This is a genomic window from Bradyrhizobium sp. I1.14.4, from assembly GCF_050435825.1.
Classification (GTDB): Bacteria; Pseudomonadota; Alphaproteobacteria; order Rhizobiales; family Xanthobacteraceae; genus Bradyrhizobium.
The window spans coordinates 12,966-39,915 of the sequence record NZ_JBNDLA010000003.1 but is presented as its reverse complement, the minus strand read 5'-3'; the positions used below and the strand labels follow the sequence as shown (position 1 = coordinate 39,915).

General features: G+C 61.4%; 29 protein-coding genes. 21 read left to right on the top strand and 8 right to left on the bottom strand.

The window, feature by feature from the left end:
* Nucleotides 1–59 precede the first annotated feature (59 nt).
* A complete protein-coding gene (locus tag ABIB78_RS07280; RefSeq protein WP_028343174.1) occupies nucleotides 60–413 on the top strand; it encodes a phasin in 354 nt (117 codons plus the stop codon).
* Between the two features lie 26 nt (nucleotides 414–439).
* Here the strand turns inward: ABIB78_RS07280 and ABIB78_RS07275 are convergent, their stop codons facing one another.
* A complete protein-coding gene (locus ABIB78_RS07275; RefSeq protein WP_429023111.1) occupies nucleotides 440–700 on the bottom strand; it encodes a hypothetical protein in 261 nt (86 codons plus the stop codon).
* Between the two features lie 202 nt (nucleotides 701–902).
* Between ABIB78_RS07275 and ABIB78_RS07270 the strand changes: the two genes are divergently transcribed.
* A complete protein-coding gene (locus ABIB78_RS07270) occupies nucleotides 903–1,223 on the top strand; it encodes a hypothetical protein (protein ID WP_429023108.1) in 321 nt (106 codons plus the stop codon).
* 101 nt (nucleotides 1,224–1,324) lie between these two features.
* Here the strand turns inward: ABIB78_RS07270 and ABIB78_RS07265 are convergent, their stop codons facing one another.
* Complete coding sequence (locus tag ABIB78_RS07265; RefSeq protein ID WP_429023106.1) at nucleotides 1,325–1,510, bottom strand: hypothetical protein; 186 nt, start codon at nucleotides 1,508–1,510, stop codon at nucleotides 1,325–1,327.
* A gap of 969 nt (nucleotides 1,511–2,479) precedes the next feature.
* Between ABIB78_RS07265 and ABIB78_RS07260 the strand changes: the two genes are divergently transcribed.
* From ABIB78_RS07260 to ABIB78_RS07245, 4 genes are all read left to right on the top strand, one after another.
* Nucleotides 2,480–3,025 (top strand): GNAT family N-acetyltransferase, encoded by a 546-nt coding sequence (locus ABIB78_RS07260; RefSeq protein ID WP_429023103.1) that lies wholly within the window; start codon nucleotides 2,480–2,482, stop codon nucleotides 3,023–3,025.
* Between the two features lie 373 nt (nucleotides 3,026–3,398).
* The gene (locus ABIB78_RS07255; protein ID WP_429023100.1) at nucleotides 3,399–4,625 is read left to right on the top strand and encodes an acyl-CoA dehydrogenase family protein; all 1,227 of its coding nucleotides are present in this window, start codon (nucleotides 3,399–3,401) and stop codon (nucleotides 4,623–4,625) included.
* Nucleotides 4,626–4,634: 9 nt separating this feature from the next.
* A complete protein-coding gene (locus ABIB78_RS07250) occupies nucleotides 4,635–5,189 on the top strand; it encodes a flavin reductase family protein (protein ID WP_429023097.1) in 555 nt (184 codons plus the stop codon).
* Nucleotides 5,186–5,872 carry a TetR/AcrR family transcriptional regulator gene (locus ABIB78_RS07245; protein ID WP_429023095.1) on the top strand — a complete coding sequence of 229 codons (687 nt, stop codon included), beginning with the start codon at nucleotides 5,186–5,188 and terminating at the stop codon, nucleotides 5,870–5,872. The genes ABIB78_RS07250 and ABIB78_RS07245 overlap by 4 nt, the downstream gene beginning before the upstream one ends.
* Nucleotides 5,873–5,878: 6 nt before the next feature.
* On the opposite strand, the gene ABIB78_RS07240 is transcribed toward ABIB78_RS07245, so the two are convergent.
* Both ABIB78_RS07240 and ABIB78_RS07235 read right to left on the bottom strand, forming a co-directional pair.
* Nucleotides 5,879–6,754 carry a polysaccharide deacetylase family protein gene (locus ABIB78_RS07240; protein WP_429023092.1) on the bottom strand — a complete coding sequence of 292 codons (876 nt, stop codon included), beginning with the start codon at nucleotides 6,752–6,754 and terminating at the stop codon, nucleotides 5,879–5,881.
* Between the two features lie 15 nt (nucleotides 6,755–6,769).
* The gene (locus tag ABIB78_RS07235) at nucleotides 6,770–7,858 is read right to left on the bottom strand and encodes an LLM class flavin-dependent oxidoreductase (RefSeq protein WP_429023089.1); all 1,089 of its coding nucleotides are present in this window, start codon (nucleotides 7,856–7,858) and stop codon (nucleotides 6,770–6,772) included.
* Nucleotides 7,859–8,027: 169 nt separating this feature from the next.
* On the opposite strand from ABIB78_RS07235, the gene ABIB78_RS07230 reads away from it, so the two are divergent.
* From ABIB78_RS07230 to ABIB78_RS07195, 8 genes are all read left to right on the top strand, one after another.
* Nucleotides 8,028–8,909: an FAD binding domain-containing protein gene (locus tag ABIB78_RS07230; protein ID WP_429023086.1), complete on the top strand. Its 882-nt coding sequence runs from the start codon at nucleotides 8,028–8,030 to the stop codon at nucleotides 8,907–8,909.
* Nucleotides 8,906–9,391: a (2Fe-2S)-binding protein gene (locus tag ABIB78_RS07225; RefSeq protein ID WP_429023083.1), complete on the top strand. Its 486-nt coding sequence runs from the start codon at nucleotides 8,906–8,908 to the stop codon at nucleotides 9,389–9,391. The genes ABIB78_RS07230 and ABIB78_RS07225 overlap by 4 nt, the downstream gene beginning before the upstream one ends.
* Nucleotides 9,388–11,778: a xanthine dehydrogenase family protein molybdopterin-binding subunit gene (locus ABIB78_RS07220; protein ID WP_429024027.1), complete on the top strand. Its 2,391-nt coding sequence runs from the start codon at nucleotides 9,388–9,390 to the stop codon at nucleotides 11,776–11,778. Before ABIB78_RS07225 ends, ABIB78_RS07220 begins: the two co-directional genes overlap by 4 nt.
* A gap of 67 nt (nucleotides 11,779–11,845) precedes the next feature.
* Nucleotides 11,846–13,099 (top strand): ABC transporter substrate-binding protein, encoded by a 1,254-nt coding sequence (locus ABIB78_RS07215; RefSeq protein WP_429023082.1) that lies wholly within the window; start codon nucleotides 11,846–11,848, stop codon nucleotides 13,097–13,099.
* A gap of 55 nt (nucleotides 13,100–13,154) precedes the next feature.
* Complete coding sequence (locus ABIB78_RS07210; RefSeq protein ID WP_429023079.1) at nucleotides 13,155–14,039, top strand: branched-chain amino acid ABC transporter permease; 885 nt, start codon at nucleotides 13,155–13,157, stop codon at nucleotides 14,037–14,039.
* A 7-nt stretch (nucleotides 14,040–14,046) separates the two neighbouring features.
* On the top strand, nucleotides 14,047–15,033 hold the full coding sequence (locus ABIB78_RS07205) for a branched-chain amino acid ABC transporter permease (protein ID WP_429023076.1): 987 nt from the start codon (nucleotides 14,047–14,049) through the stop codon (nucleotides 15,031–15,033).
* The gene (locus tag ABIB78_RS07200; RefSeq protein ID WP_429023074.1) at nucleotides 15,030–15,800 is read left to right on the top strand and encodes an ABC transporter ATP-binding protein; all 771 of its coding nucleotides are present in this window, start codon (nucleotides 15,030–15,032) and stop codon (nucleotides 15,798–15,800) included. The genes ABIB78_RS07205 and ABIB78_RS07200 overlap by 4 nt, the downstream gene beginning before the upstream one ends.
* Before the next feature lie 4 nt (nucleotides 15,801–15,804).
* Nucleotides 15,805–16,509 (top strand): ABC transporter ATP-binding protein, encoded by a 705-nt coding sequence (locus ABIB78_RS07195; protein WP_429023072.1) that lies wholly within the window; start codon nucleotides 15,805–15,807, stop codon nucleotides 16,507–16,509.
* A 44-nt stretch (nucleotides 16,510–16,553) separates the two neighbouring features.
* On the opposite strand, the gene ABIB78_RS07190 is transcribed toward ABIB78_RS07195, so the two are convergent.
* Entirely contained in the window at nucleotides 16,554–17,705 is a 1,152-nt protein-coding gene (locus tag ABIB78_RS07190; protein WP_429023070.1) for a zinc-dependent alcohol dehydrogenase, read from the bottom strand.
* A 194-nt stretch (nucleotides 17,706–17,899) separates the two neighbouring features.
* Between ABIB78_RS07190 and ABIB78_RS07185 the strand changes: the two genes are divergently transcribed.
* The 7 genes from ABIB78_RS07185 (at nucleotide 17,900) to ABIB78_RS07155 (ending at nucleotide 23,892) form a co-directional block, all read left to right on the top strand.
* A complete protein-coding gene (locus tag ABIB78_RS07185; protein ID WP_429023068.1) occupies nucleotides 17,900–18,907 on the top strand; it encodes an ABC transporter substrate-binding protein in 1,008 nt (335 codons plus the stop codon).
* 38 nt (nucleotides 18,908–18,945) lie between these two features.
* Complete coding sequence (locus ABIB78_RS07180; protein ID WP_429023066.1) at nucleotides 18,946–19,761, top strand: ABC transporter permease; 816 nt, start codon at nucleotides 18,946–18,948, stop codon at nucleotides 19,759–19,761.
* A gap of 4 nt (nucleotides 19,762–19,765) precedes the next feature.
* Nucleotides 19,766–20,551: an ABC transporter permease gene (locus ABIB78_RS07175; RefSeq protein WP_429023064.1), complete on the top strand. Its 786-nt coding sequence runs from the start codon at nucleotides 19,766–19,768 to the stop codon at nucleotides 20,549–20,551.
* On the top strand, nucleotides 20,548–21,606 hold the full coding sequence (locus ABIB78_RS07170; RefSeq protein WP_429023062.1) for an ABC transporter ATP-binding protein: 1,059 nt from the start codon (nucleotides 20,548–20,550) through the stop codon (nucleotides 21,604–21,606). Before ABIB78_RS07175 ends, ABIB78_RS07170 begins: the two co-directional genes overlap by 4 nt.
* Before the next feature lie 9 nt (nucleotides 21,607–21,615).
* Complete coding sequence (locus ABIB78_RS07165) at nucleotides 21,616–22,455, top strand: phosphodiesterase (protein WP_429023059.1); 840 nt, start codon at nucleotides 21,616–21,618, stop codon at nucleotides 22,453–22,455.
* A 292-nt stretch (nucleotides 22,456–22,747) separates the two neighbouring features.
* Nucleotides 22,748–23,485, top strand: coding sequence for a Crp/Fnr family transcriptional regulator (locus tag ABIB78_RS07160; RefSeq protein ID WP_429023057.1), 738 nt, complete (start codon nucleotides 22,748–22,750; stop codon nucleotides 23,483–23,485).
* Between the two features lie 137 nt (nucleotides 23,486–23,622).
* Nucleotides 23,623–23,892 (top strand): hypothetical protein, encoded by a 270-nt coding sequence (locus ABIB78_RS07155; protein WP_429023054.1) that lies wholly within the window; start codon nucleotides 23,623–23,625, stop codon nucleotides 23,890–23,892.
* 72 nt (nucleotides 23,893–23,964) lie between these two features.
* Here the strand turns inward: ABIB78_RS07155 and ABIB78_RS07150 are convergent, their stop codons facing one another.
* From ABIB78_RS07150 to ABIB78_RS07140, 3 genes are all read right to left on the bottom strand, one after another.
* Nucleotides 23,965–25,059 carry an amidohydrolase family protein gene (locus ABIB78_RS07150; protein WP_429023052.1) on the bottom strand — a complete coding sequence of 365 codons (1,095 nt, stop codon included), beginning with the start codon at nucleotides 25,057–25,059 and terminating at the stop codon, nucleotides 23,965–23,967.
* Between the two features lie 105 nt (nucleotides 25,060–25,164).
* Nucleotides 25,165–26,160, bottom strand: a complete 996-nt coding sequence (locus tag ABIB78_RS07145) for a Bug family tripartite tricarboxylate transporter substrate binding protein (RefSeq protein WP_429023049.1) — start codon at nucleotides 26,158–26,160, stop codon at nucleotides 25,165–25,167.
* 27 nt (nucleotides 26,161–26,187) lie between these two features.
* Complete coding sequence (locus ABIB78_RS07140; RefSeq protein ID WP_429023046.1) at nucleotides 26,188–26,874, bottom strand: cyclase family protein; 687 nt, start codon at nucleotides 26,872–26,874, stop codon at nucleotides 26,188–26,190.
* Nucleotides 26,875–26,950: the final 76 nt, after the last annotated feature.

The following is a 26,950-nucleotide window of genomic DNA, read 5'->3' as shown; positions in this document are numbered from 1 at the left end:
GCTGACGCCGTCACAATCTATGCTAACGTCGCCGGACGCTTTTTCAGGGGGGCGCGATCATGATTGAGCCGAAGCTTGAAGTTCCCGCCGAGTTGCGCGATCTCGCGGAAAAGACCATCGACCAAGCCGAACAGGCCTTCAGCCTGTTCTTTGATGCCGCGAGCAAGTCGATGACGACGATGCCGGGCGCCGGTACCGAGATCTCCAAACAGGCGCTATCGTTCACCGAACAGAACATGAAAGCGGCGTTTGAGCATGCGCGCAAGCTCGTGCACGCGACCGATCTGCAGGAGGCGATGCGGATCCAGTCGGAATTCCTGCGTAGCCAGTTCACCAATGCTGGCGAACATATGCGGCAGATCAGCGGAAGCGTGATGTCCGCAACCAAGGACGCGACGAAGGGCAAGTTCTAGGACAAGCCTTCGGGTCGCATCAACGCCTAGCGCCGGCGCGCGACAGCGACGCCGAGCAGAAACGCGACGAACAGACTTGCGAGCGGCGCTTCACGTGTGACCGCGCTCACCGTGGCGAGGACTCCGCCCGGCCGGCGCGAGGTTGCGATCGCGTCGCTAAGGCGATCGGCGGCCGCTCGAAGTCCGTCCGATACCTCCGTGATGGTACGCGAAACGTCCGTCGCTATGTCGATCGCTCGCTCACCGAGCGTGGGCTGCAGCGGGGACTCGGGTGTTTCGGAGTTCATGTGCCGTGCCGCGATTTCACTAAAAGCCAGGTGACCGTCGCCGTTGGCTACCCGCGTTCGCGTGTTTTGAACGGCGGGTGACGCCCACATATCGTGGAAATTCAGCAGTTGTGGATTGGTTCCACCGGCATGTCTCGCTTTCACATCGGGGAACCGGAAACTTACGCGCGGGTCGCGGCTTGTTTCCGTGGAGGAGACGACGATGACAACGCATGCGCATGGCATAAGCCGAGGCGGTACCCAAGGCGATCCGGTCAAGCATCGAAATCGGCACGGTGGCGCACCGCTGTTGGTTGCGGCGGTGGTTGCGATCCTCGGCGTGTTGGGCATGCTGATCGTCGACCACGGCCCGTGGAACAAGCCGAAGGTGCAGCCGGCCGCTTCCGCCAACTACTCAACGACCGGCGAGGCGGCACGTGCGGCCGGCGCGAAGGTGATGCCGACCGAGCCCAAGAGGCCGATGGAGCCAGCTCCGGCTGGTCCAGAGCCTGCTCAACCGGCAAGCCCGAGCACGCCGCAATAGATGCGGGGGTTTCTTGAGATTGCATCCGACGCAAAGCACGGAAATTGGCTCGTCGGGCAAGTCAGCGGCGACAACGTCATTGTCGCCAATATCGCACGCGATCAGCGCACGCTGACGAGCATGCCCCACGCGGCGGCGAACCCCGCGCTGACGAGAACCAGCACGGGACTATCGCAGAGGACCCCGCCATACTGACACATGGTGGTACCGAGTGAACCGATCTGATGATGGCTCGCGGCATAGAACAGGCCGGACAGGACCGCGAGCACGGCAGCAACGAAATACATCGGCGCTTCCTCCTTGCAATCTAACTGCGGCGTGGGTTGGTTCGAACCGACGCGGCCAAAACTGTCCAAAACTGTCCTGATGTCGATCCAAATATTATGCGCCACTCGTCCGCTTGACGCGTCGGGCAAATCAGCTGCACACTGACATCATCGCAACAAGCATACGGCCGATCGGCGCCAGCTCGTGTTGCGATTCCGGATCATGCGCAGATTTTCGATCAGGGCGGTTTCCCGCCGTCGAAACCGACGCATCATATTTTACCGATCGTATTCAGCTTGCAAAAAGGTTTGACACGTCGGGCAACTCAGGGGCATAATCCGATAATCAGAAATTGTTGAGCCCGCGCGGAGCAATCCGCGGCGGGCTTTTTCTTTGCCGTTTCACCAATCGGACGGCGGCCGCAACGTCACGACGCCACATCCTCCCAGCCCGTCGCCTGAGCGTCGCAAGCGAGCCGCCGTCCGAACCCATTGAAACGAGCACGAAATTGGCCGGTGCGCGCGAACGCGCCGGCCCTGCGGCGCGGCGAAAGCCGGCGCCGCCCGCGGCCCCACTCGTCAGGGATAAGGTTCGCGCCCCAAAGATCGCCGCCCGCTGAGCGATCTGCCGCACATTCCATTCGATGGCCGCATCGGGCGCGGACGGCCGATCAACGAGGCTTGCATGACCGCCTATCTGATATCGCTCGCGCTCGCGGGCCTGATCGCCATTGCGTTGTCGGAGTTTGCATGAGCGCAGAGATTATCCAGTTCATCCCGCGACCGCGTCACGAATGCGAGCGAACGGATTTTCCCACGATCGCATTTCGCTCGGCGTTACCCGATCCTGATACGGATTATGTCGACACGGCTCCGAGCGAATATCTCCCGTCCGATTGGGAGGAGAAGTGAGTGGCGAGGACTATCACGCAGATCCGCTCGCTTGCGCGTAGTCACACGAGAAGCGCACTCAACGCACTGGTCGGCGTGATGCGATCGACCAGCGCAACCCCGGCTGCCCGCGTCTCCGCCGCCAATGCCATCCTCGATCGCGGCTGGGGCAAAGCGCCGCAGGCGATCGAAAACGGCGACGGAGCACTCGAACTTGTGCATCGCATCGAGCGGATCATCGCGCAAGACGAGGAGGTCTCGGACTCGCTCGCTAAGCTTCATCAGCTGATATTCTGTGACGGGACCCGCGTACCGGACTTCGGGCAGGGGTATTGGTGGATTGCTTACCGCGGAGCGAAGTCGATCGCGTTCGCGGGTGTCGTTCCCTCGACCCATATTGCAAATGCTGGATATCTATGCCGGGTCGGCGTTGCGATGCCGCATTGCGGCCACGGCCTGCAGGTGCGACTTACTCGCGCGCTGGAAGCGCGAGCGCGGCGTGCCGGCTGGAAAGCGATCGTTTCGGATACGACCGATAACGTCTTCTCGGCCAACAACTTTATCCGGCAGGGGTATCGGCTCTTCGAACCTGTCTTGCCATGGGCATGGCAGCACACGCTGTATTGGCGGAAAGAACTCGTCTAGATCACACGAGGTGGGGCGGGCTGTTGCCAGCAATTCGACGACGTAGTGTGCCCGGTGGCCGAATAGCCACCGGGCTTCTTTGCGTTTCTGAGCCGTAGGTGGCACCCTTCGGTAAGCCGCGGTCGTGAGCGGGCGCCAGAGTTACGCATCGAATCTTGGGCAAGATAATGCTAGATTAGCCTGTCTCGTGCGGACGAAGCATCCCTGGAAGCGTTCCGTCAAATGGGCGCCCCTGCGGCAGTCGTGGGTCCTGAGCGCGAATTCGCGGGACGCACGCTTGCGCGTCTTGATCTCTGGTGATCGATCGATAAACTGAGCCGTACGGCTCGATCGCACGCGCGAATGTCCTGGGGGATCGAACGAAGGAGAGACCATGGTTGAGGTTGGCCGCGGGCTCGAGGCGAAGGTGCCGCCAGGCCCAGATGTGGACCGTTATTTGGCCATGGTCGCACGAGCCAGGGCGCTTGTTCCGGCTTTGCGTGAACGGGCGTCGCGGACCGAAGAGCTGCGCCACCTGCCATCGGAGACCGAGCGCGATCTGCATGATAGCGGCCTTTTCCGGATCCTGCAGCCCAAGCGCGTCGGAGGCAGCGAGCTCGACTATGTTGCATTGGTCGATTGCGCCGATGCGCTGGGGCAGGGAGACGCCTCGGTGTCCTGGAATTTTGCCAACCTTGCAAGTCACCACTGGATGCTGGGTATGTTCGCGCCCGCGGCTCAGAGCGCGGTGTGGGGCGGGAATCCAGATACGCTGATCGCGTCCTCCTTTGTTTTCCCGGCAGGTCGCGCCAGAAAGACTAGTGGCGGATATGTGCTGAGTGGTCATTGGCCGTTCTCGTCCGGAGTGGAGGCCTGCGGATGGAACATGCTCGCGAGTGTGGTTGCCTCGGATGATGAGGCCGATGGTGTCGAATATCGGCTGTTCCTGTTGAACAGACGGGACTACAGCATCGACGACACCTGGAATGCGGCTGGTCTGCGCGGAACGGGATCGAACGATGTGCGGGTAACTGACGCATTCGTCCCCGAGCATATGACGGTTGCCGTCAGCGATCTTGCGGGTGGCGCAACGCCTGGCAGTGTTGTTAATCCGAATGCGCTTTACATGCTTCCGGTATTTTCGTTGTTTCCCTATGTATTGTCTGGGGTCGGACTGGGAAATGCCCAGGCTTGCCTTGACGATTATGTCGAGATCGCGCGACACCGCGCCTCGACATATAACCGGGCCAAGATCGGGGACCTGCAGAGCACGCAGATCAAGATCGCCGAGGCATCCGCGAAGATAGATGCCGCGCGGCTGATCATGCGCACGAATTGCGTTGATGTGCTTGCGGAGGTCCGGCGTGGCGATATACCGAGCATTGCGGCCAAGACGAAGCTCCGGCGCGATGGCGCGTTCGCGGTCAACCTGTGCACAGAGGCGGTGTCTCTTCTGTTTGCGGCGAGCGGGGCGCGCAGCCTGTTCACCTCGGGAGCGTTGCAGCGCCAATTCCGAGATGCGCATGCGATCAACGCACATCTCGCCTTCAATTTCGACGCGGCGGGCACGAATTACGGGCGGGTGGCTCTTGGGCTACCGTCTGAAAACCCGACGCTTTGAGGCCGCTGGATGTCCGACTCACCCAAACATCCACCCGATCCGGCCGGTGAGCTCGCAAGCGACAGCTCGACGATCGATCCTCGTGACTTCCGCAACGCACTCGGCACATTTGCGACCGGTGTGACGATCGTCACGGCAATGTCGGCCGAAGGACGGCCGTACGGAATTACTTGCAATTCCTTTGCGTCGGTGTCGCTCAACCCGCCACTGGTGCTGTGGAGCCTGGGCATGTTTTCGCAGGGGCTGCCGATCTTCCAGAATGCCAGCCATTTCACGGTCAACGTCCTCGATGCGTCACAGCAGACGTTGGCGATGCGGTTTGCCAGATCGTCAGGCGATAAGTTCACGGGTGTGCGTTGGACACCAGGTCTCGGGAACGCTCCTGTGCTTGCTGATGTGGTCGCAAATTTCCAATGTCGTGCCGCCAACCGCTACTACGGCGGGGATCACGTTATTTTCCTGGGGGCGGTGGAAGCCTACGCCTACAATCGAAGCAATCCGCTGTTATTCGCGCGGGGAGGTTTTGGCCGGTTCCTGGCTGACGACGGTGACAAGGCATCATGAATCGAAAGACGCCGGTCAAGCGAGCTCGTGTCAAACAGAGGCGATTATCTGCCGACGATCGTCGCAGTGAGTTCGTTACCAAGGCGACCGAGCTTTTTGCGGAAGAGGGATTTGGCGGCGGCACGCGTGCACTCGCGCGCAAACTCGGTGTAACGCAGCCGTTGCTTTACCGTTACTTTCCGAGCAAGGACGATCTCATCAAAGAGGTCTACCGCAAGGTATATCTCGAACCCCTCGAAATCGGCTGGGAGAAGTTGCTGTCGGATCGGTCGCGCCCACTCCGCGCGCGGCTTCAGGAATTCTACGAAGTCTACACGGATGCGATCTTCAACCGAAAATGGTTGAGAATCTACCTCTACTCCGGCCTGAAGGGCCTCGATATCAATCGTTGGTATGTTGGCATGGTCAAGGACAAGATCCTGACCCGTATTCTCAGGGAATGCCGCCACGACGCTGGCCTTGCGACGCAAAGCAGACCCGGCGCCGCCGAGCTGGAGCTGGCCTGGGTATTTCACGGCGGCATCTTCTATTATGGGGTACGCAAGTACATCTACGAAGCGCCGGTCCTGGAGGACAAGGCGCAGATGATCAGTGACGCGCTGGATCTCTTCCTCGCGGGGTTTGAGAGGATGGCTGAGAGCGCGACAGATCGTCGGCGGGCGCCGATCAAAATCGTCGGCTGAGCCGTATTACTTTGTCGCCATCTGATCCCGATACCAATCTCCGATCTCGCTCGCCGTCATCAGTGCCGCGCCGTCATGGCCGATGACGTAATCGAGCAGGGCCTCCAGGTACTTGATTCGATGTGGTACCCCTGTGATGTAGGGATGCACCGAGATTGCCATGATCCGCGCATTCTCTGCGCCTTCGAGGTATAGCCGATCGAACTGGTCGGTGCAGCGCGTCAGGAACTGGTCTGACGGAAGGTGCTGCAACGCGTGAATGACGATGTCGTTGGTCTCGACCGAGTAGGGAATCGTCGTCACAGTTCCGTGCGGCGTGGCGATGTCCTGGGGAAGATCGTCGATCACCCAATCGGCCACGTATTCGATCCCGTTCAGGCGCAGGAGATCAAGCGTTTCTTCGGTTTCGGTCAAGCCCGGGCTTTCCCATGATCGCGGTGGCTTGCCGGTAAATCCGGCAATGGTTTCGACCGTGCGCTTGATTGCGTCGGCCTGGTTCTCGACCTTGTGCATCGGGCCCTGGACAAACCCATGTCCCATGAATTCGAAGCCCGCCTCAAGCGCCGCCGATGCCACGCGCGGATAGCTGTTGCAGACGTTGGCATTCGCAGCCAGCGTCACCGGTATCTTTCGGTCAGTGAAGGCTTTGAATTGCCGCCAGAAGCCGGCGCGCATGCCGTATTCGTGCCACGACCAGTTCGGCACGTCGGGCAGCAGGGGCTGGCCCATCGGAGGGCTCAGCACGGTACGCGGCATCGCACTCCCGATGCGCCATTCCTCGACATTGAGGATGACCCAGACGGCGAGTTTCTTGCCATCGGGCAATGTCAGCTTCGGCCGATCGACCTGCGCCTGGTACGGAATCCGATCAGTAAGGGCCATGTCGAAACTCCTTGATCACGCCGATGATCCAGCATTAATCCGCGGCAAGACCTTCTCGGCCATCAGGATCATTGATTGACGGCCGAGCTCACGATCTTTCCAGTCCTTGCCGGCATAAAGCAAGGTTCCGAAGGTGCCAGTCTCCTCCTGGAACGCGAGCAGCTGGTCGGCCACGCTTTCGGGCGGGCCGTAGATGATCAGCTTGTCGCAGATCGACTGCAGTGTCACCTCAGCATCAGGCTGGTCCCGCCGCGTCTTGAACAGCTCGAGCCGGCCGCTGCGCTTCAGCTTCGTGAACAGCTGGTGATAATAATACACGTAGGGACTGTCGGGCGCCGTGGCATAGGCTTTCGCGGTTGCTGCGTCCTTTGCCACGAACACGCTCTTGGCGACGCGCCAATTGGCGGTGTCGATTGGCCGGTTCACGCGCTCGCAACCCTCGACGTATTTGGGCCAGTGACTCTTCACCCAGGCTGGCATCAGGAAGTTTGCCGAGATCGGATCCCAGCCACGCGCCGCGGCCTCCGTGACGCCTTTTGAGAACGGCGCGACTGCCGTCACCACGATCGGTGGGTGGGGGGTCTGCAAGGGTCGAGCTACGATTCCCTGGCCGATGTCCTCGATCAAAGTTCTCTTGACCGAGACATTCCAAAATTTGCCCTGCAAATCATAGGGCGGCTTGCCGGCCCAGAGATCGAGAACCTGATTGATCGCCTCGAGGAACATGCCATTGCGGTCGGCATCGAGATTGCCGAAAACCTCTGCGTCGGACAGCAATCCGCCAGGGCTTATTCCCAGTATGAAGCGGCCATCGAGCATGTGATCAAGCATGGCGACGGACGCGGCGATCGCTGCCGGATGGGTGTTCGGCATGTTGATGGTGCCGGTTCCAAGCTTGATCTGTTTGGTTGCGGCTGCGAGCCACGCAATGAAGGCGATGCTGGATGTGATGTTCTCGGCTTTGTCGGTGACATGCTCGCCGACGTAGCCCTCGGTAAACCCGAGCTCATCCGCGAGCAGGAAGGCCTCACGATCCTCCCGGAGCGATTGCCGCCAGTCCTTATCGAGAGGATGGATCGGCATCGTAAAGAACCCGAGCTTCATCATCCGCCTCCCCGCGCGTTGAACTTTAGTTGGCAAGGAACCTGCGGCCTTCCCAAGGCGAAGACAAGCCCTGCCGCACAAATAATCACTCGATAAACAAACTTGACCTTTGAACAGGGCGGCCCTCTAATCGGGCAAACCAAAATTGGGCCCGGGAGGCCACGCCCACATGAAAGCTGCGGCTTTCGCCTACGCCCGTGCGACCAGCGTCGTGAATGCGCTGGAGTTGCTTGCCGCGCATGGCGACAAGGCGAAGGTTTTGTCGGGTGGCCAGAGCCTGATGCCGGCGATGAACCTGCGGCTCCTATCTCCGGACATTCTGATCGATATCGGCGGCCTCGCCGAGTTGCGCGGCATTGCGGTGAGGGGAAACGTGCTGGTCGTTGGCGGGCTGACCCGGCATGTCGACCTGCTCAGATCATCGGACATTGCACTGCACGCACCGCTGTTGCGCGATGCTGTTGCCCACGTTGCTCATCCCGCGATTCGCAATCGCGGAACGATTGGCGGCAGCCTCGCTCATGCCGATCCTGCGTCGGAACTGCCGGCCTGTGCTGTGGCGCTTGACGCCTCGATCGTTGTTCGGGGCCCGGCCGGGGAGCGCCGGATTGCTGCGACTGCATTTTTCAAGGGGATCTACCAAACGGCGCTGTCGCCGAGCGAATTGCTTGTCGCGGTCGAGGTGCCGGTCGCAGGCCGCGGCTCGACATTTTTCTTTCAGGAGTATGCCCGGCGGCACGGTGACTACGCCATTGTTGGTCTCGCGGCACGCGCAGTTGTCGCAGATGGCAAGTTTGCGGATCTTCGGCTCGGTTTCTTTGCTGTTGGCGACCGGCCGTTGCTCGCAGCGGCCGCCGGCAAGCTGATCAACGCATCCTTGACTCCCGCCTTGCTCGCCGGAGCGACGACAGCGCTGGCCAATGAACTCGACCCACAGGAGGATCAGCAGGCTAGCCCGGCCATGCGCCGACACTTGGCCACAGTCTTGCTCCGACGCTGCGTGGCCGTCTTGCTCGCGCGGCCGGAGTTGGAAACGGAGGTGACCACGTGAGCGCTCCGGTATCGATCTCGCTTCTCGTCAACGGTGAACCCATCGATGCCTTTGTCCTGCCGCGGCTCAATCTCGCTGATTTCCTCCGAGAAAATCTCGAGCTGACTGGAACCCATATCGGTTGCGAACACGGCGTTTGCGGTGCCTGCACGGTTCGAATCGATGGTGAGATCGTTCGCTCCTGCCTGATGCTGACGGTCCAGGCGCAGGGCGCGTCGGTCGAGACAATCGAGGGGCTGTCCGACAGCGGTGAAATCGCCGACCTTCAGGCGGCATTTCGCGAACGCAATGCATTGCAGTGCGGTTACTGCACGCCTGGGATGCTGATGACGGCCCAGGACCTGCTGAAGCACACGGCTGCGCCTGATCGTCAAGCGATCCGCGAGCATCTCTCCGGCAACTATTGCCGCTGCACCGGCTATCAGGCCGTCGTGGACGCTGTGGAGGCGACAGCCAGGACCCGCGCGGAGCGGCGGTCATGACCGTGACCCGTGCACCAGCAGGCGCGCTTTCGGTGCTCGATCGCCCGAATTCCTACATCGGCAAGACGGTGCCAAGGCCGAACCTCGACAGGTTGCTGCAAGGGCGCGGACAATATGTCAGTGACCTGGAATTGCCGCGGATGGCGCACGCGGTTTTTCTACGGTCGCCGTATGCCCACGCCAGAATCGTGGCGATCAATGCCGAGATGGCTAGGCGCATGCCGGGCGTCATTTCTATCGTCACGGGGCGTGAGCTGGAAGCTGTCATCACGCCGTGGGTCGGCGTGCTCTCGCATCTGAAGGGATTGAAGTCGGCGCCGCAGCACGCGATCGCTATCGACCGGGCTTGCTGGCAGGGTGAGGCAGTTGCGGCGATTGTGGCAACCAGCCGTGCGGCAGCTGAAGATGCCATGGAGCACATTTCCGTCGACTACGAGGAACTCGAGGCGGTCACGGACATGCGCACAGCGCTCGATGCGGCCACGCCCGTCATTCATGCCTCGCTCGGTGACAATCTTGCCTTTGAACGGAGCCTCGATGCCGGCGATGTCGACGACGCATTGTTGGGGTCCGAGGTCGTCGAAGCCGACTTCGTATTCGGGCGCCACACCGGCGTGACGCTTGAACCGCGGGCAGTCGTTGCCGACTGGAATACGGCCGAGGCGCGGCTCACGATCTATCAGGGCACGCAGGCGCCCCATATGGTGCAGAATATCGCAGCCCTACATCTGGGGCTGAAGGAAGCGCAAGTCCGGGTGGTTTGCAAGGATGTCGGCGGCTCCTTCGGCATCAAGGTCCACGTCTACGCCGACGAAATGGCGACCTACGCACTGTCCAAACTGCTGCGCCGGCCCGTCAAGTTCGTGGCCGACCGCGTCGAGAGCTTCAATACGGACATTCACGCCCGCGATCATCGATGTAAGGGACGGATCGGCGTCAGGCCCGACGGTACGATCACGGCCTTCGAGATCGACGATCTGACGGGGATCGGCCCGTATTCGATGTATCCGCGCACCAGCGCCATCGAGGCAAATCAGGTGGTCAATCTGGTCGGTGGGCCATATGTCACCCCGAATTATCGAGCGCGGGCGCGCGTCGTGTTCCAGAACAAGAACGTCATGTGCCAGTACCGAGCGGTCGGACACCCGATTGCCTGTTCGGTCACCGAAGGCCTGGTCGATCTTGCCGCAGCGAAGATCGGCATGGACCCCGTCGAAATCCGCCGGCGCAACTTGATCGCCGACGATGCCTATCCCTGCGCATCACCCTCAGGCATGAAGTTCGAGCAGCTTTCGCATCACGCCTCGTTGGCCAAGTTGCTTCAGATGATGGATTACGACGCGCTGCGCGCTGAGCAAACGGCCTTGCGCGCCAGAAACGTTCACCGGGGCATCGGAATCGCCAGCTTCATCGAGGTGACCAACCCAAGTGCTGCCTTTTATGGCGTCGGCGGCGCGAGAATTTCGTCGCAAGATGGCGTTGCGGTTCGGCTCGACGCGCAAGGCTCGGTCATCTGCCAGACCAGCATCACGGAACAGGGGCAAGGGTCGGAATCGCTAACTGCCCAGATCGCAGGCAGTGTGCTTGGCGTCTCGATGGACCGAATCCGAGTGACCCTGGGCGACACCGACAATACGCCCTACGGCGGTGGTACCTGGGCCTCGCGCGGCGCCGGCATCGGCGGCGAAGCCGCGTTGCAGGCTGCCAAGGCTTTGCGCCAGAATATCCTGGATGTCGCCGCGGCCATCCTGCAATCGACGCCGGACGGGCTCGATATCGTCAACAACAGCATCGTCAATGCCGACGACGGTGCGCCGCGCATCGAGCTGAACGAGCTGGCGCGGATCGTCTATTTTCGACCGGACACCCTCCCGCCAGGCATTCAGCCTGAGTTGATGGCGACCCGACATTTCGTTCCGCGCCAGTATCCCTTTGCGTTCACCAACGGCATTCAGGCCTCATGGCTTGAGGTAGATACCGAAACCGGGTTCGTTACGCTGTTGAAGCATTGGGTTGTCGAAGACTGCGGCACCATCATCAACCCGCAACTCGTCGACGAGCAGATCCGGGGCGGGGTCGTGCAGGGGCTCGGCGCGGCGCTCTTCGAGAAATGCATCTATGACGAGCGCGGTCAGCTGACCAACGCCAATATGGCGGACTATCTGGTCCCGATGTCCGGCGAGATGCCCGATATCGAGATCGGCCACGTGGTATCTCCGACGCAGGAATCGGAGCTGGGAGCCAAAGGGGCGGGCGAGGCCGGCACGGCCGGTGCGGCAGCTGCGGTTGCCAACGCGGTCAATGACGCGCTCCGGCCGTTCGGCGCAATAATTACCGAGATTCCGCTTACGCCTCAGGTTATCCTGACTGCCTTGGGACGCATCTGAGGTGGAGATGCTCCGGGCAAAGTAAGACGATAAGCAAAATACAGACAGTTCTGGGGGAGGAATAGTCATGACGAACAAGGTCGCTGAAGCTGGATCGATATCGCGGCGTCGTCTGCTGACGACGGCAAGCGCAGGCGCCGCTCTCGCCGTCTCACCTTTTCGCATCAATCTGCTGCACGCCGAGGAAGCACCCATCAAGATCGGCTTCCCCGTTCCCTTGACCGGTCCGTATGGCGCCGAGGCCCAGGACCAGGTGCGGGCCGGGCAGCTCGCTGTCGCCCAGTTCAATGATGCCGGCGGTCTCAACGGCCGCAAGGCCGAGCTTGTCGTGCGCGACGACAAGCTGAATCCCGGCGAGGCGGCTACGCGGACATTGGAGCTGGTCGAGAAGGAGAAGGTAAATTTTGTCGTCGGCAGTCTGTCCGCGGCGGTTCAGCTCGCAATCAACAACGTCACCAAAGAGCGCGGCGTAATCTTCAATTCGATCAGCCAGTCCGACGCAATCAACGAGGCGGCAGACTTCAGCAAATTCACGTTCCACGAAGCGTTGAACCCGCACATGACGTCAGGCGCCGTCGGCCGTTATGCCTTTGCCAAATTCGGCAAGAAGGTTGCGTTCTTGACGGCGGATTACGCCTACGGTCACGAGATGGTTCGCGGTTTCCTCGAGGTCGGCAAGGAGTTCAACATCGAGAATCTCGGTGACATCCGCCATCCGTTGGGAACAACCGACTTCTCTACCCTGCTGCCCCGTCTCCAGGCGCTGAAGCCCGATATTCTGTGCATCAGCAATTTCGGCCGGGACCAGCAGATCGCGCTGAAGCAGGCAACCGACTTCGGCGTAAAGAAATCGATTCAGATCATTGCACCGCTGCTCTCGCATGCCAGCCGCGTCGCCGCGGGCCCTCAGGCATTCGAAGGCGTCGTCGGCGGCTGCTCGTTCTACTGGGGCATCGAGGAAAAATTCGCCTCGACCAAGGCGTTCAACGACGCCTTCCGCAAGATGTATGACGGCAAGTTGCCCACCGATTACGGTGCGCTCGGCTATGGTGGCGTTCGGACCGTGCTCGAGGCGGTCAAGGGTGCCGGCAGCGTTGAGACCGACAAAATCGTCACCGCGTTGGAAGCCCTGAAGTACGACGACTACAAGGGGCCGCAATACTATCGCAAATGTGATCACCAGTCGGTGCAATCGGTACTCGTGATCAAGTCGAAGTCCAAGGATATGAAGAACGAGTCCGATGTGTTCGAGGTTCTCTCAACCGAAGAACCCAATGAGAAGAACCTGCGTACCTGCGAAGCGCTCGGCCACAAGAGCTGAGCCGTGCGACGGCGGCGCGCGCCGCGGGCGGTGCGCGCCGTAGTTTGGGGGATAAATGGCCGGCTTGAGCTTTGACCTGATTGCGCTGCAATTATTTGCCGGGCTGGCGCTCGGTGCAATCTACGTGCTGTTTGCGATCGGTCTCTCGCTGATCTTCGGGATGTTGACCGTCGTCAACTTCGCTCACGGCGCGTTCTACATGGTCGGCGCCTATGTCGGGCTCTATCTGATTTCGATCGGCGGGAATTTCTGGATCTGCCTCGCGGCTGTGCCGATCGTGATCGGACTGTTCGGCCTTGCAGTCGAGCGCGTGCTGATCCGGCCGCTTTACGGCCGCGGTATCGACTATCCGCTGCTGCTGACCTTCGGGCTGAGTTACGTGATGGTCGAATGCGTGCGCATCGCCTTCGGCAAGACCGGTTATCCCTTCGATACGCCCGAGGTCCTTCAAGGGGCCGTCTACATCGGTGTCGGCTATTTCCCGCTCTACCGTCTGTTCGTGATTGGCGCGACGGCCGTCGTCCTGCTGGCGCTCTGGCTGTTTCTGGAGAAGACCAGCTTCGGGCTCATTATCCGCGCCGGCGCGCGCGATCCGCAAATCGTCCGCGTCCTTGGGGTCGATGTTTCCAGGGTCTGGTTGATCGTGTTCGGGATAGGTACCGCGATTGCGGGCTTTGCCGGCCTGTTGGCGGCCCCGCTTCAGGGTGTCATTCCGGAGATGGGCGGCACGATTCTCGCCGAGGCTTTCGTCGTGACGGTCGTGGGGGGTATGGGATCGATCGGCGGCGCCGTATTGGCAGGCTTGCTGGTCGGCGTGGTGGTCAGCATGACCTCGCTGTTTGCACCCGAGATGGCCAAGGTTTCGATCTTTGCCTTGATGGCGATCGTTCTCATCGTTCGTCCCCAAGGCTTCTTCGGCCGCGCCGGATTGATGAGCTGAGCCCGGCATGACCGAAACTACTGAATCCATCAAACACTCCCGTGCCACGACAGCCAGCTGGTACGAGTTGGCAACGAGACATCGCGCCAGCATTGTGGCTGCGGTGATCCTGATTTTCCCGTTGGCGATGCCCTTCACGGCCCTGGCCGTGAACATCCTGATCTATGGGTTGTACGCCCTGGGGTTCAATCTCGTGTTTGGCTATCTTGGGCTCCTGTCGTTTGGTCATGCGGCGCTATTCGGGACTGGCGCCTACTTCTGTGGCATCGCCATCGTGCATTTCGGCTGGCCATGGTATGCGGCGATCACGGCCGGGGTCGCCGGCGGCCTGTTGATGGCGCTGTTGATTGGCGTGCTCGCGATCAGGACCCGCGGCATCTACTTCGCCATGGTCACGATGGCGCTGTCGCAATGTGTCTATTACCTTCTCTACCAGGCGGTTGACTTGACCGGCGGCGAAAATGGGCTCCGCGGCATCAATGTCTGCACCATCGATCTGTTCGGCTTGCGGATCGACTTCATCAATCCGATGATCCGGTACTACGTCATTGCGGCTTTCGTGATTGCCGCTTTTTTCGTGATGTCGCGCATTCTCGCGTCGCCATTTGGCGCCGTCATTGAAGCGGTGCGCGAGAACGAGATGCGTGCACGCGCGTCGGGCTATGATGTCACGTTGACGCGATTGCTGACCTTCGTTTTGTCAGGTGGCTTCTGCGGCCTCGCCGGCGCCTTGCAGGCCCTGCATCTGTCGATCGTTCCAATCGAGATCCTGCACTACGAGACGTCGGGCCTGGTCGTGATGATCGCATTGCTGGGTGGTATGGGGACGTTCTTCGGGCCGATGATCGGCGCCGCGGTCTTCCTGGTCCTGGAGAACGTAGTATCCGTGTGGACCGTTCACTGGCAACTGATCGTAGGCGCCATCTTCATTGCATGCGTGCTGTTCTTTCCGGCCGGCATCTGGGGCACGCTGATCGCGCGGGGCAAACGATGACTGCCGCAGCAGGCCAAGCGAGAGAAATCATTCTGCGCACCAGGGGCGTCGGCAAGACGTTCGGGAAGTTTGTTGCGCTCGACAATATCTCAGCCGAGTTTTCCAGAGGAGCGATCACCTCCATCATTGGTCCGAACGGTGCAGGAAAGAGCACCTATTTCAATCTGCTGTGCGGCGCCTTTCCGCCCACGAGGGGTAGCGTTGAATTCGAGGGCAAGGATGTCACCGGCCTGCCGCAACACCGCTTTGCTCACATGGGGATCGCAAAATCCTTTCAGATCACCAGCGTATTCCCGCAGCTCACGACGCGCGAGAACATCCGCGTCGGCCTGCAGGCACTGGTGTCAAGATATGACATCTGGCGCCCACGCGCGCGCCTGACCGAACTGGTCGAGCGGGCTGACGGGCTGCTTGCCCTGGTTGGGCTGTGGGAATCTCGGGAACGAGCTGCCAAGACATTGGCACATGGTGAGCAGCGGGCGCTGGAGATCGGCATGGCACTTGCCAGCCACCCCCGTTTGCTGCTGCTGGACGAGCCGACGGCCGGCATGAGTCCGGAAGAAACCCGAACCATGATGGATCTGATCGTGAAGCTGGCAGAGGAGCGTACGGTCATCCTCGTCGAGCACAAGATGAAGCTAGTGCTCGGGATCAGTGATCGCATCCTCGTGCTGCACCATGGAGAGTTGCTGGCCGAAGGAACGCCGCAGGAGGTCCGACAGAACGAGGCCGTGAAGCGGGTCTATCTCGGTCAGCGGGAGCATTGACGGAATGCTGCAGATCAGCAAGCTCAATGCCTGGTATGGCGCTAGCCACGCGTTGCAGGACATCAGCCTCGAGGTGACCAAAGGCGAAATCGTCTGCCTCATCGGCCGCAATGGGGCCGGCAAGACGACCACGCTGAAATCGATCATGGGATTGATGGCGCGGGCGCGCGGCTCGGTCACCTTCAAGGGCGAAGAGCTGCTGCGCCAGCCGGCGCATGTGCGCTTCGCGTTGGGCCTGGCCTATGTCCCCGAAGAGAGGCGCATCGTGCAGGGCCTGTCCGTGCGGGAAAATTTGCGGCTCGGCCTGGTGGCGTCGCCGGCGAAGAAGCGGGAAGCCGAGCTGATTGACGAGATCGCGGTGATATTTCCAAGACTGGCCGAGCGCATGGATCAAGAGGCGGTCACGATGTCTGGCGGCGAGCAGCAGATGCTGGCGATCGCGCGAGCGATGGTCGCAAAGCCGGATCTGATCATGCTGGATGAGCCTTCGGAGGGCATCATGCCAGTCCTGGTCGACGAGATGTTCGAGCTGTTCCGCAGCATGAAGGCGCAAGGAACGACGGTTCTGCTGGTCGAGCAGAACGTTGAGCTCGCGCTTGGTATTGCCGATCGCGCCTACGTTTTGGATCAGGGCGCGGTGGTGCACCAGGCATCGGCGCAGGCACTGTTGGCCGACGACGAGATCAAGGAGCGATACTGCTCGGTATGAGCAGGCTCTCGGATCAGCACTCCTGCAACCGGCACGAACGGACCTTACTCCGCAGCGCTCGCGATCGCGTCGGCCTTGCGATTGGTAAGGACGACCTTGATCGCGTCATCCACGCGGTCTCGCGCATATCTGAGCGCCGTCGGCAGGTCGGCCAGCGGAAACGTATGCGTGTGGATCCTAGTCGCGTCGAACCGCTTCGCTGCCATCAGTGCCATGGCGCGGTGAGTGGCGCTGCGGCCTTCGCCGCGGATCCCGTAAGCGTAGATGTTGTTCCGCACGAGATGCGCGATGTCCAGCGTCGCGGCTTCGTGCGGGAAGGCGGCCAGACAAATCTTGCCGCCGCGATTGGTCATGTGAATGGCCTGGTTGAGTGTCGCTTCGGTGCCGGCACATTCGACGACATAGTCCGCGCCGATCCCACCTGTTAGTTGCTTCACGACCTCAACGGCGTCTTCGTCGCTGATGTTGACGACGCGGTCGGCCCCCAGTTCCTGGCCGATCGCCAGCCGCTTGTTGCGCGTGCCGGTCAGGATCACCGGGCTTGCACCAAGCGCCTTGGCCACAGCAACTGCGAGAAGTCCGATCGGCCCTGGGCCGATCACCACGACGCTCTCGCCGGCCACCAATCCTCCCAATTCCGTCAAGCCATACATTGACGTACCGGCGGTCACCACCAGCGTCGCTTCCGCGTCGCTCATGGTATCCGGTACGCGCGCCAGCGTATTGATGTGATTGACCGCGTATTCGGCGAATCCGCCGTCGGTCGTAAAGCCGTTGGCGCGGTGACCCTTATGCGGCTTTCCATAGTTGAGACAGGAGGTGTACATGCCCTGGCGGCAGCGTTTGCATTGACCGCAGCCGGCGTGGATCTCGACGCTGACCCGTTCGCCGATCCTGAATTCATCAACGTCCGGGCCGAGCGCGGCGACCGTGCCCATGTATTCGTGGCCCGGCGTGAAGTTCTTGTTGAAGGGCACGCCGCCCTGAATGCTCGCCGGCGACCCGGCATGGATAATCTCGAGATCGGTGGCGCAGATCGCAACAGCGTCGATGCGCACCAGCACCTCGGCACGTGACGGGACCGGCGTTGGCTTTTCGCGCAGGAGGAGGTGGTCGGGGTCGCCAAGGACCCAGGCTTTCATCAGGTCGGGGACGGGAAGATCAGGGGACGTTTTGACGCCGGGCGGCTGGTACATGGGCGTTTCCTCTTTTGGCCGGCAGCCTAGCGCGAAACGATCGGTTGCCGCGAGCATCTGATGGTCGGCACCGGGGCCGTTGCATTTGCTGCACGGCAGCGAGCGCGTCGCAAAACGTTCATACGCGGCCTATACTTGGTCGCCCGGTTGATGTTGAAGTCCTCATTGCATCCTCTCTCGGACCGGAGCCTCCCATGAAGACCGTCCGCCTTGTCCTTGCGTTGCTGGCGCTGACGCTGATCGCGCCGTGGCAATCCGCCAAGGCGGCCGACGTGATCTGCTACAATTGTCCGCCGGAATGGGCAGATTGGGCCTCGATGCTGAAGGCGATCAAGGCGGATCTCAACTACGATATCCCGCATGACAACAAGAATTCCGGCCAGGCACTGGCTCAGATCCTGGCCGAGAAGAGCAATCCGGTCGGCGATATCGGCTATTTCGGCGTGACCTTCGGCATGAAGGCCAAGGCCCAGGACGCGCTCGAGCCCTACAAGCCGGCGCATTGGGATCAAGTCCCCGCCGGCCTCAAGGATCCGGATGGCTATTGGACCACGATCCACTCCGGCACGCTCGGCCTGTTCGTGAACAAGGATGCGCTTGGCGGCAAGCTGGTGCCGGCTTGCTGGAAGGACCTCCTGAAGCCCGACTACAAGGGCATGGTCGGCTACCTCGACCCGTCGTCGGCGGCGGTCGGTTATGTCGGCGCGGTCGCCGTCAATCTGGCGCTGGGCGGCTCACCTACCAATTTCGATCCGGCGATCAACTTCTTCAAGGAACTGCGCAAGAACGATCCGATCGTGCCCAAGCAGACGTCATATGCCCGCGTCGTCTCCGGTGAGATGCCGATCCTGTTCGACTACGACTTCAACGCCTACCGCGCGAAGTATTCGGAAAAGGGCAACTTCGAGTTCGTCATTCCCTGCGAGGGGTCGGTGGTGTTTCCCTATGTCGTCGGTCTCGTGAAGAATGCGCCCGACAAGGAGAAGGCCAAGAAGACGATGGACTATCTGCTGTCCGACAAGGGGCAGGCGATCTGGACCAATGCCTATCTGCGTCCGGCCCGCCCGATCGAATTGCCGGCTTCCGTGAAGAGCAAATTCCTCCCCGACAGCGACTATGCCCGCGCCAAGAGCGTCGATTGGGGCGAGATGGAAAACATGCAAAAAGTCTTCGTCGACCGCTATCTCGCCGAGGTCCGCTGAGGCAATATGGTGCCCCTTGCCGGGGCACTATTCTTCCGATGTCGCAAAAATCCTTCGTTTGGCTCTGCCTGCTGCCGCTTGCGGTCGTGACCACGGCATTCTTCCTGTTGCCGATGGCACGGCTGGTGGTCGCAGGCGCCGAAGGGTCGCACGGGCTCGCCGGATACCTCGCCATCCTGACGGAAGGCCGCTATCGCGCGACGCTGATCAACACCGTGCTCCTGGCGGCGGCAACGACGGTGGTCACGTTGATCGTGGCGACAATTGCCGGAATGTTTCTGCAGCGGCACCGCTTTCCCGGGCGGGCCGTGCTCATCGCGATGCTGACCTTCCCGTTGGCCTTTCCCGGCGTGGTGGTCGGCTTCATGATCATTCTGCTGGCGGGTCGACAAGGACTGATCGGCGATCTGTCGAACCGGATATTCGGCGAGAAGTTCGTGTTCGCCTATTCGATCTACGGGCTCTTCCTGGGCTATCTCTACTTCTCGATCCCCCGCGTGATCCTGACCATCATGGCGGCCGTGCAAAAGCTCGATGTCGGTTTGGAGGAGGCCGCGCGCTCGCTTGGCGCCAGCCCCTGGGCGGTCCAGCGTGACGTCGTTCTGCCGGCGCTGGCACCGGCTTTCGTCGCGTCGGGCGCGATCGCATTTGCGACCGCGATGGGTGCCTTCGGGACCGCCTTCACACTGGCGACGAACATCGATGTGCTGCCGATGCTGATCTACACCGAGTTCACGCTGGCCGCCAACTTCGCGACCTCGGCCGCGCTGTCGGTGGGGCTTGGCCTGATCACCTGGCTCATCCTTGCGCTGGCGCGCACCTTTAGCGGCACCGCAGTCGCAGCGGCCGGGTGAATGCATGCGCGATCGTCTGATCTTCACCGGCCAGTTCATCTTCACGCTGCTCGTTGCAGCATTCCTGGTGGTGCCTGCGGGACTTTCGATCTCCGCCGGCGTGACCGTCAATTATTTCCGGGGCATCCAGTCCGGCGTGACCCTGCAATGGGTCGCGCAGGTCTGGGAGCTCTACGCCGGCACCATTCTGCTGTCGTTCGTGATCGCGTTTGCGACGCTTGCGGTCACGCTGCTTGCGGGTGTTCCCGCAGCCTATGCCCTCCATACGCGGGGAGGCCGGCTTGCCCGCATCGTCGAGGAGATCATCACGCTGCCGTTGGCGATCCCCGGGCTTGCGATTGCGCTCGCACTGCTGCTCGCCTACGGGAGCTTTGGCGACTTTCGCCGTTCCTGGCTCTTCATCCTGGTCGGACACGTGATCTTCACCATGCCGTTCATGGTGCGGTCGGTCATGGCGGTGTTTGCGACCGTGGACATCAAGACGCTCGATGAGGGGGCCGCCTCGCTGGGGGCATCGCCATGGCGGCGCTTCTGCGATGTCATCGTGCCGAACGCGCTGCCGGGAATACTGGCTGGCGCACTGATGGTGGTCACGCTGTCGCTCGGTGAATTCAACCTGACCTGGATGCTGCACACGCCGTTGACGAAGACATTGCCGATCGGGCTCGCCGACAGCTACGCCTCGATGCGACTCGAAGTGGCCTCGGCCTACACGCTGATCTTCTTTGTGATGATCATTCCGCTTCTGGTCGCGATGCAACTGCTGGCCGACAGGGATTACAAGCGATGAGTACGGCCGGGCACGGCGCAGCGGTGCGGATCGAGGCCTGTGGCAAGACCTTTGCCGATGGCACGCGCGCCCTAGATCCCGCAACCCTCGACATTGCGCGTGGCGAGACGCTGGTGCTGCTTGGCCCATCCGGCTGCGGCAAGACCACGATGCTGCGCATCATCGCTGGCCTCGAGTTGCCGGATGCTGGCGGCAAGGTCCTGTTCGACGGCAAGGAGGTGACATCGGTCCCGATCGAGCGGCGCAATGTCGGGATGGTGTTCCAGTCCTACGCCCTGTTCCCCAACATGACGGTGGCGGACAATATCGCCTACGGGCTGAGGATCCGCGGTGTTGCCAGGGACGAGCGTGCCGCACGCGTCGCCGATCTGGTGACTCTCACAAACATCGGGGGGTTGGAGAACCGCCGCATCGACCAGCTTTCGGGCGGCCAACGTCAGCGCGTCGCACTGGCTCGCGCCGTCGCAATCCGGCCCGGCATTTTGCTGCTCGACGAGCCCTTGACTGCGCTTGATGCCGCCTTGCGGGACCGGCTACGGAGCGAACTCAACCGGCTGTTGCGAGCACTCGGGATCACGACGATCTATGTCACGCATGATCAGGCCGAAGCCATGGAATTGGGCGACCGCATCGTGGTGATGCGGAAAGGTGCGATTGCGCAGATCGGTACGCCGCGCGAGGTTTACTTTGCGCCGAAGGATCGGTTTGTGGCGGAATTCGTCGGAGCGGCGAACATCATAGAAGCCGCGATCGAGAACGGGGTATTGATCCTGCCCGGTGGACGGTTGCCGATCGAGGGAGAATCAACGACTGCGAATGCGACCGTCATGATCCGCCCAGAAACCATTCGCGTGGTTGACGCTGGGGCGGAGCTGCTCTCAGGCATTGTCGATTCCGTCAGCTTCATCGGCGACCGACAGCGGCTCGTCGTGAGCGGTGCATCGAGCAAGCCGCTGAATGTCGACGCGCCCAACACGATTCAAGCCAAGGTGGGCGATCGAATAGGGCTTTCGATCTCGCCTAGTGCTGTCCGTCTCCTCCCTTCCGAACCCTGAGATTGATCGATGCCGTCGAAACCGGTCCTCATCGCCCAGATATCCGACCTCCACATCAAGCCGCCGGGAGCGTTGGCCTATGGCCGGGTCGATACCGCGAAGGCGCTCGAGCGTTGTGTGGCCGCGCTGAGCGCGTTTGAGCCGGCGCCCGATTTCGTTGTCATCTCGGGCGACCTTGTCGATACGCCGTCGGTCGAGGAATACGACTATCTCAAGCGATTGCTCGCGCCGCTCCGCCTGCCGTTTGCCGGAATTCCCGGCAATCACGACTCGCGTGAGTGGATGCGCGCCGCGTTCCCTGCCGGGCCCTATGTTCACGCAACGGGCCCGCTCGACCAGAAGATCGAGGTGAATGGCCTCGATCTCCTGCTGCTGGATTCAAGCGTAGCTGGGAAGCCCCACGGCATGCTCGAAACGTCCACGCTGCAATGGCTGGACGCGACGCTGGCGACGGCAGTCGATCGGCCGGCGCTACTTTTCCTGCATCACCCGCCATTCAAGGGCGGCATTTGGCATATGGACCGCCAGGACCTCTTCAATGCCGACGAATTGGCAGGCATCGTCGGACGTCACCCGCGTGTGCGGTTGATCGCGTGCGGGCATGTCCATCGTGCCATGCTGACGACCTTTGCCGGGATTCCCGTGACATTGTGCCCCGCGCCGAACCATGCGGTCGACCTCGACCTCGGACAGTTCCGCCAACCATCCTTCAAGGTGGAACCGCCTGCATTCCACTTGCACACATGGTTTCCTGGGCAGGATTTTGGACAGTTGGTCACTCATCAGGTCCCCATCGGTCAGTTTGACGGGCCGCATCCGTTCTTTGGGCCGGACGGCAAGCTGCTGTGAGCTGGCGGCGTTGACCTTTACACAGACGGGTTTTGCCAGGCGAGAATTGTCGTTGATGGACCGGGCATTCCGGTCAAAGGCGGCCGCTGGCTACAATTGAGCGTTGCATAGGTGCGTATTTATTCCAAATTGTACGTTGGTTGCCTCAGATCCCAATGCCACCGGCCCGGACCTTTTGTTGCTGTAGGGCCCCGGTGGGGTTATAGTCTCTGCGCTTTCATTGATCGATGGCTTTGTCGGTGTCCGCTCTGCTGGCGGCCGACTGAACGCAACACAATCAGTCTGGATCACGATGACCGGTGCGCCGCCCATAGAACGAACTGCCGGCGCGCCATCGTTTTCGAACAACAAGCTGTCGGTGCTGCGCAAGCATCCCTATTTCGCCGATCTCGAGCCCGAGGCATTCGATCAGCTCTGCCGCTATGCCAAGCACACCACGCTGAAGCGGGGTACCACGATCTTTTCCAAAGGCGATCCGGGCACGAGCCTGATTGCGGTGATTTCGGGCACGGTGAAAATCAGCATCTCGTCGCCGGACGGCCGCAACGCGATTCTGAACCTGATCGAGGCAGGAGAGATATTCGGGGAGATCGCGCTGCTCGACGGCCTGTCGCGGACCGCCGATGCCACCGCCAACACCAATTGCGAGCTGTTCGTCATCGACCGGCGCGAGTTCATTCCCTTCGTGCGCAGCCAGCCGACGCTTGCGATGAAGTTTATCGAGCTGCTTTGCGCGAGGTTGCGCTGGACCAGCGATCAGGTCGAGCAGGTTATCCTGCAGGACTTGCCCGGCCGTCTGGCCAGCGCGCTGCTGCGCCTGAGCGACAAGCACAAGCCGCAGGGGCGCACCATCTCGATCACCCAGCAGGAGATCAGCGAGATGGTCGGTATGACCCGTGAGAGCATCAACAAGCAGCTCCGCGCCTGGGCGATGCGCGGTTGGGTCAGGCTTGAGCATGGCGCGATCGTTGTGCTGAAGCCCGCATCTCTGCAAGAGCTGGTCGACGCCGGCGCGAACGACGGCGAGTAGCCGCTCCGGCTGCTCGATCGATCCCGCGTTTCACGAAACGGTGAACCGGACAAAGCCTGTGAAACCATTCACATCGGCCTCGCGTGCCCTGCGGTAAGTGATGCCTCGGGGAGCACATCCGCACTGTAGAGGAATCCATGCAGGGCTCGTTCGACAACCGACAGCAGGATCCAGAGAGCAACTACGGGAGCTTCAGCATCAAGCTTGTCGCTTTGCCGGTGCTCGTGATCATTGCATTGATCGGGATGCTGGTCAGTCACCCCGCAGCGGTCAAATGGATTTCAGACGCGGCGCAAGCGGAGTTCGCTGGAACTGACGCGGTCGACACCGATCCGTCGCCCAGAGTTGCGCAGCCGGCGCCCACGGCTCAGCCGCGCAATGGGATACGGACGGTGAAAGCCTATTGATCGTTGACGCCATCGTCGCGCATCGCGGCGCGACCTCGGCAATTCAAACTGTTCAACGGTCCGCCGCCGTCCTCACGCGGCGACGCCGAGCAGCTTTGCTGCGGTCCGGCCGAGAATGTTGGCCTTGTCGTCGTCGCCGAGCGATGAGCAAGCGAAGATGTGATCGACCGGCGCCAGTTGCCATGGATAGGGATAGTCGCTTCCCAGCACGATCTGGCCGGCGCCGACCTGGGCCGCAAGGTGCCGGATGGCCTCAGGTGTGAAGATCAGAGAGTCGAAATAAATCTGCTTGAGATATTCCGTCGGCGCCTTCTGGAGCTTGATCTCCGGATTGCATCCCTTGGGTCCGACCAGGCAGGGATGGTCCGAGCGATCGGCATACGAGGGGAGGTAGCCGCCGCCATGTGCGGCAATGACCTTCAATCCCGGAAAGCGGTCGAGCGTGCCTTCGAAGATCAGGTGAGAGAGCGCGATCGTGGTCTCGAGCGGATTGCCGATCGTGTTGCCAAGCCAACCATTGCCGGAGAGCCGTTTGCCGAGCTCGGGCACGCCCTGCGGATGGATGAACAGGGGGACACCGAGTTCCTCGGCTTTCGCCCATACGGGATGAAACTTCGGATCGGAGAATTCGAGGCCGTCGACGACGCCGCCGATCGCTGCCCCCTTCAGCCCCTGTTTCTTGACCGCGGTCACCAGCTCCTGAACCGCAAGATCCGGCGCCTGCAGCGTCAGCGAGGCGAAGGCTGCGAACCTGTCGGGCTTCGAGGCGCAGAGTTCGGCAAGTTTTTCATTCTGGATTTTCACAATCTTCCTGGCAAGATCACGATCGCGGTCGTACCAGAACGGATTGATCGAGAGCACTTCCATATCGACGGCCTGCGCGTCCATCGCCGCCAGGCGCTTGTCGATCTCGATGAAGGCCTCGGCGGCGCCGTTGACCGGCGGCAGTTGCAGTTTCCCGGCGTCGGCGCCGAGCAGGGCTCCCGCCTCGCGGAAGTGGCAATGCGAATGAATGTCGATCGTCTTGATGCGCTTGCCGTCGACGGTGACCGGCAACTTCTGGTGCGATTGCTGCGCATTCGCGTTGTGGACGAGTCCGCAGCTGCAAAACACAATGCCTGCCGCCGCCGTTGCTCCCGCTCTCAGGAAATCCCGCCTGGTGGTCATGACGATCGCCTCCCTGGTCTTGTTTTGTTATGGGCGGGCAGCGTAGGGATGCCGGCGAGCGGTCGCAAGGTCACACGCTGTGCGTGTCGCGCAATCTTGATCTGCTCAGACCGGCTTGATCCCGGCCTTTGCGATGATGTCGCGCCATTTCGGAACTTCGTCTGCGATACGCTTGCGCATGCCATCGGGGCCGTTTGCAAGCACCTCGAAGCCGTCGTTGCGCAGCTGTTCGGCGATCTTCGGCGTCTTCAGGATCGCGATCGATTTCGCCGACAGCAACTCGACGATGGAGGGGGACGTATTTGCGGGGGCGAGAAACCCCTGGAAGGTGTCGGAGACGAAATCCTTGTAGCCGAGCTCGATCATGGTCGGCACATCAGGCAAATCGAACCATCGATGGGTTCCAGTGACGGCCAGCGCCTTCAATGCTCCTGACTCGATATGTGGATGGGCAGGCGGGAGTGCCGCGAACGCGACCTGGGTCGTTCCGCTCAGGATCGCCTGTATGGCTGGACCGGCGCCCGAGAACGGCACATGCGTCATCTGGATCTGGCCCATCATCTTGAACAGCTCGCCGGCGAGATGCGGCGTCGTTCCGAGGCCGGGGCTGGCATAGTTCAGTTCGTCCGGGTTGGCCTTTGCACGCGCGATCAGGTCGGTGATCGAACTGATCCCGAGCTTCGGATCGACCAGGATCACATTGGGCGAAGTGCCGAGCTCGGCAATTGGCGCAAAGTCCTTGTCCGGATCGTATGGGATTTTGGCATAGAGGCCCGGGTTGACGACATAGGCGCTCGATGTGATCAGGAGGGTATAGCCGTCAGGCTCGGCATGTGCGGCGATGCCGATTCCGATATTGCCGCCGCCGCCGGGACGGTTCTCGACCACGATGGTGCCGCCGAGCGCTTCGCCAAGGTGGGTGCCAAGGATGCGGGCCATGATATCGGTCGGTCCGCCCGGCGCGAATGGCACGATGATCTTGACTGGGCGTTCCGGATAGCCGGCGGCCCTGGCCATTCCGGTGAGGCCGGCGATCGCGAGCGCACCACCGGCTTTCAGGATCGAACGACGCAAGGGAAGAGCCGATCTGCTGCCTGTCATCGGACATCCGTCATCCGCATCACGGCTCTAAAGATCGAATACGGCTACCGCGCGGATCGGCGATGCCGTTCCGTCACGCCATTTCATTGGCAGGCCGATGAAGGTGAACTGCCCCTGGCCGAGCAGGGCTTCGAGATTGCACAGGCTTTCGATGTGGGTGATGTCGAGATCGAGGCAGGCCTTGTGAACAAGCAGGTTCTCGTCGCTGTCGGGACCTGGGCGCATCGAGTCGATGCCGAAATGGACGATGCCCTGTTTCGCTAGCCACTCGGTGGCCGCGACGTTCACGCCGGAATTGTCGGTCGCGTATTCCTTGCGCGGAAACGTCCGCGCGTGATGGCCGGTGCAGAGCAGGACCGTGCCACCTTTCGGGATCTGCCGTCCAGCCGCCCTCACGGCCGTATCGAGGTCGGATGGGGTGATCTCGGCACGCGGCGCAATGTGGCGCAGGTCGAGACAGATGCCCGGCACGATGCACTTTTCCAGCGGATATTCATTGATCGGTATGCCGTCGGGGCCGAAATGCCGGGGTGCATCGATATGGGTCCCGCCGTGGTCGGGCATCGAGATGAACATCGAGGCCAGCCCATAGACATTTCGCGACTCCGCCAGGGCTTCCTCGTGGTTCTTCCACATCCCGTGCATGATCGGCGGATGGCCGGGATAGCTCGGCGTGCGATGATAGAGCTCTCGGCTCAGGTCGATGATCCTCACGGCGGGTGCCCATTCTTGACGGAGCTGGCGCAGGCGCGCTTCTATCCATGATGCTGACGCGTTTGCCGCAGTTGTG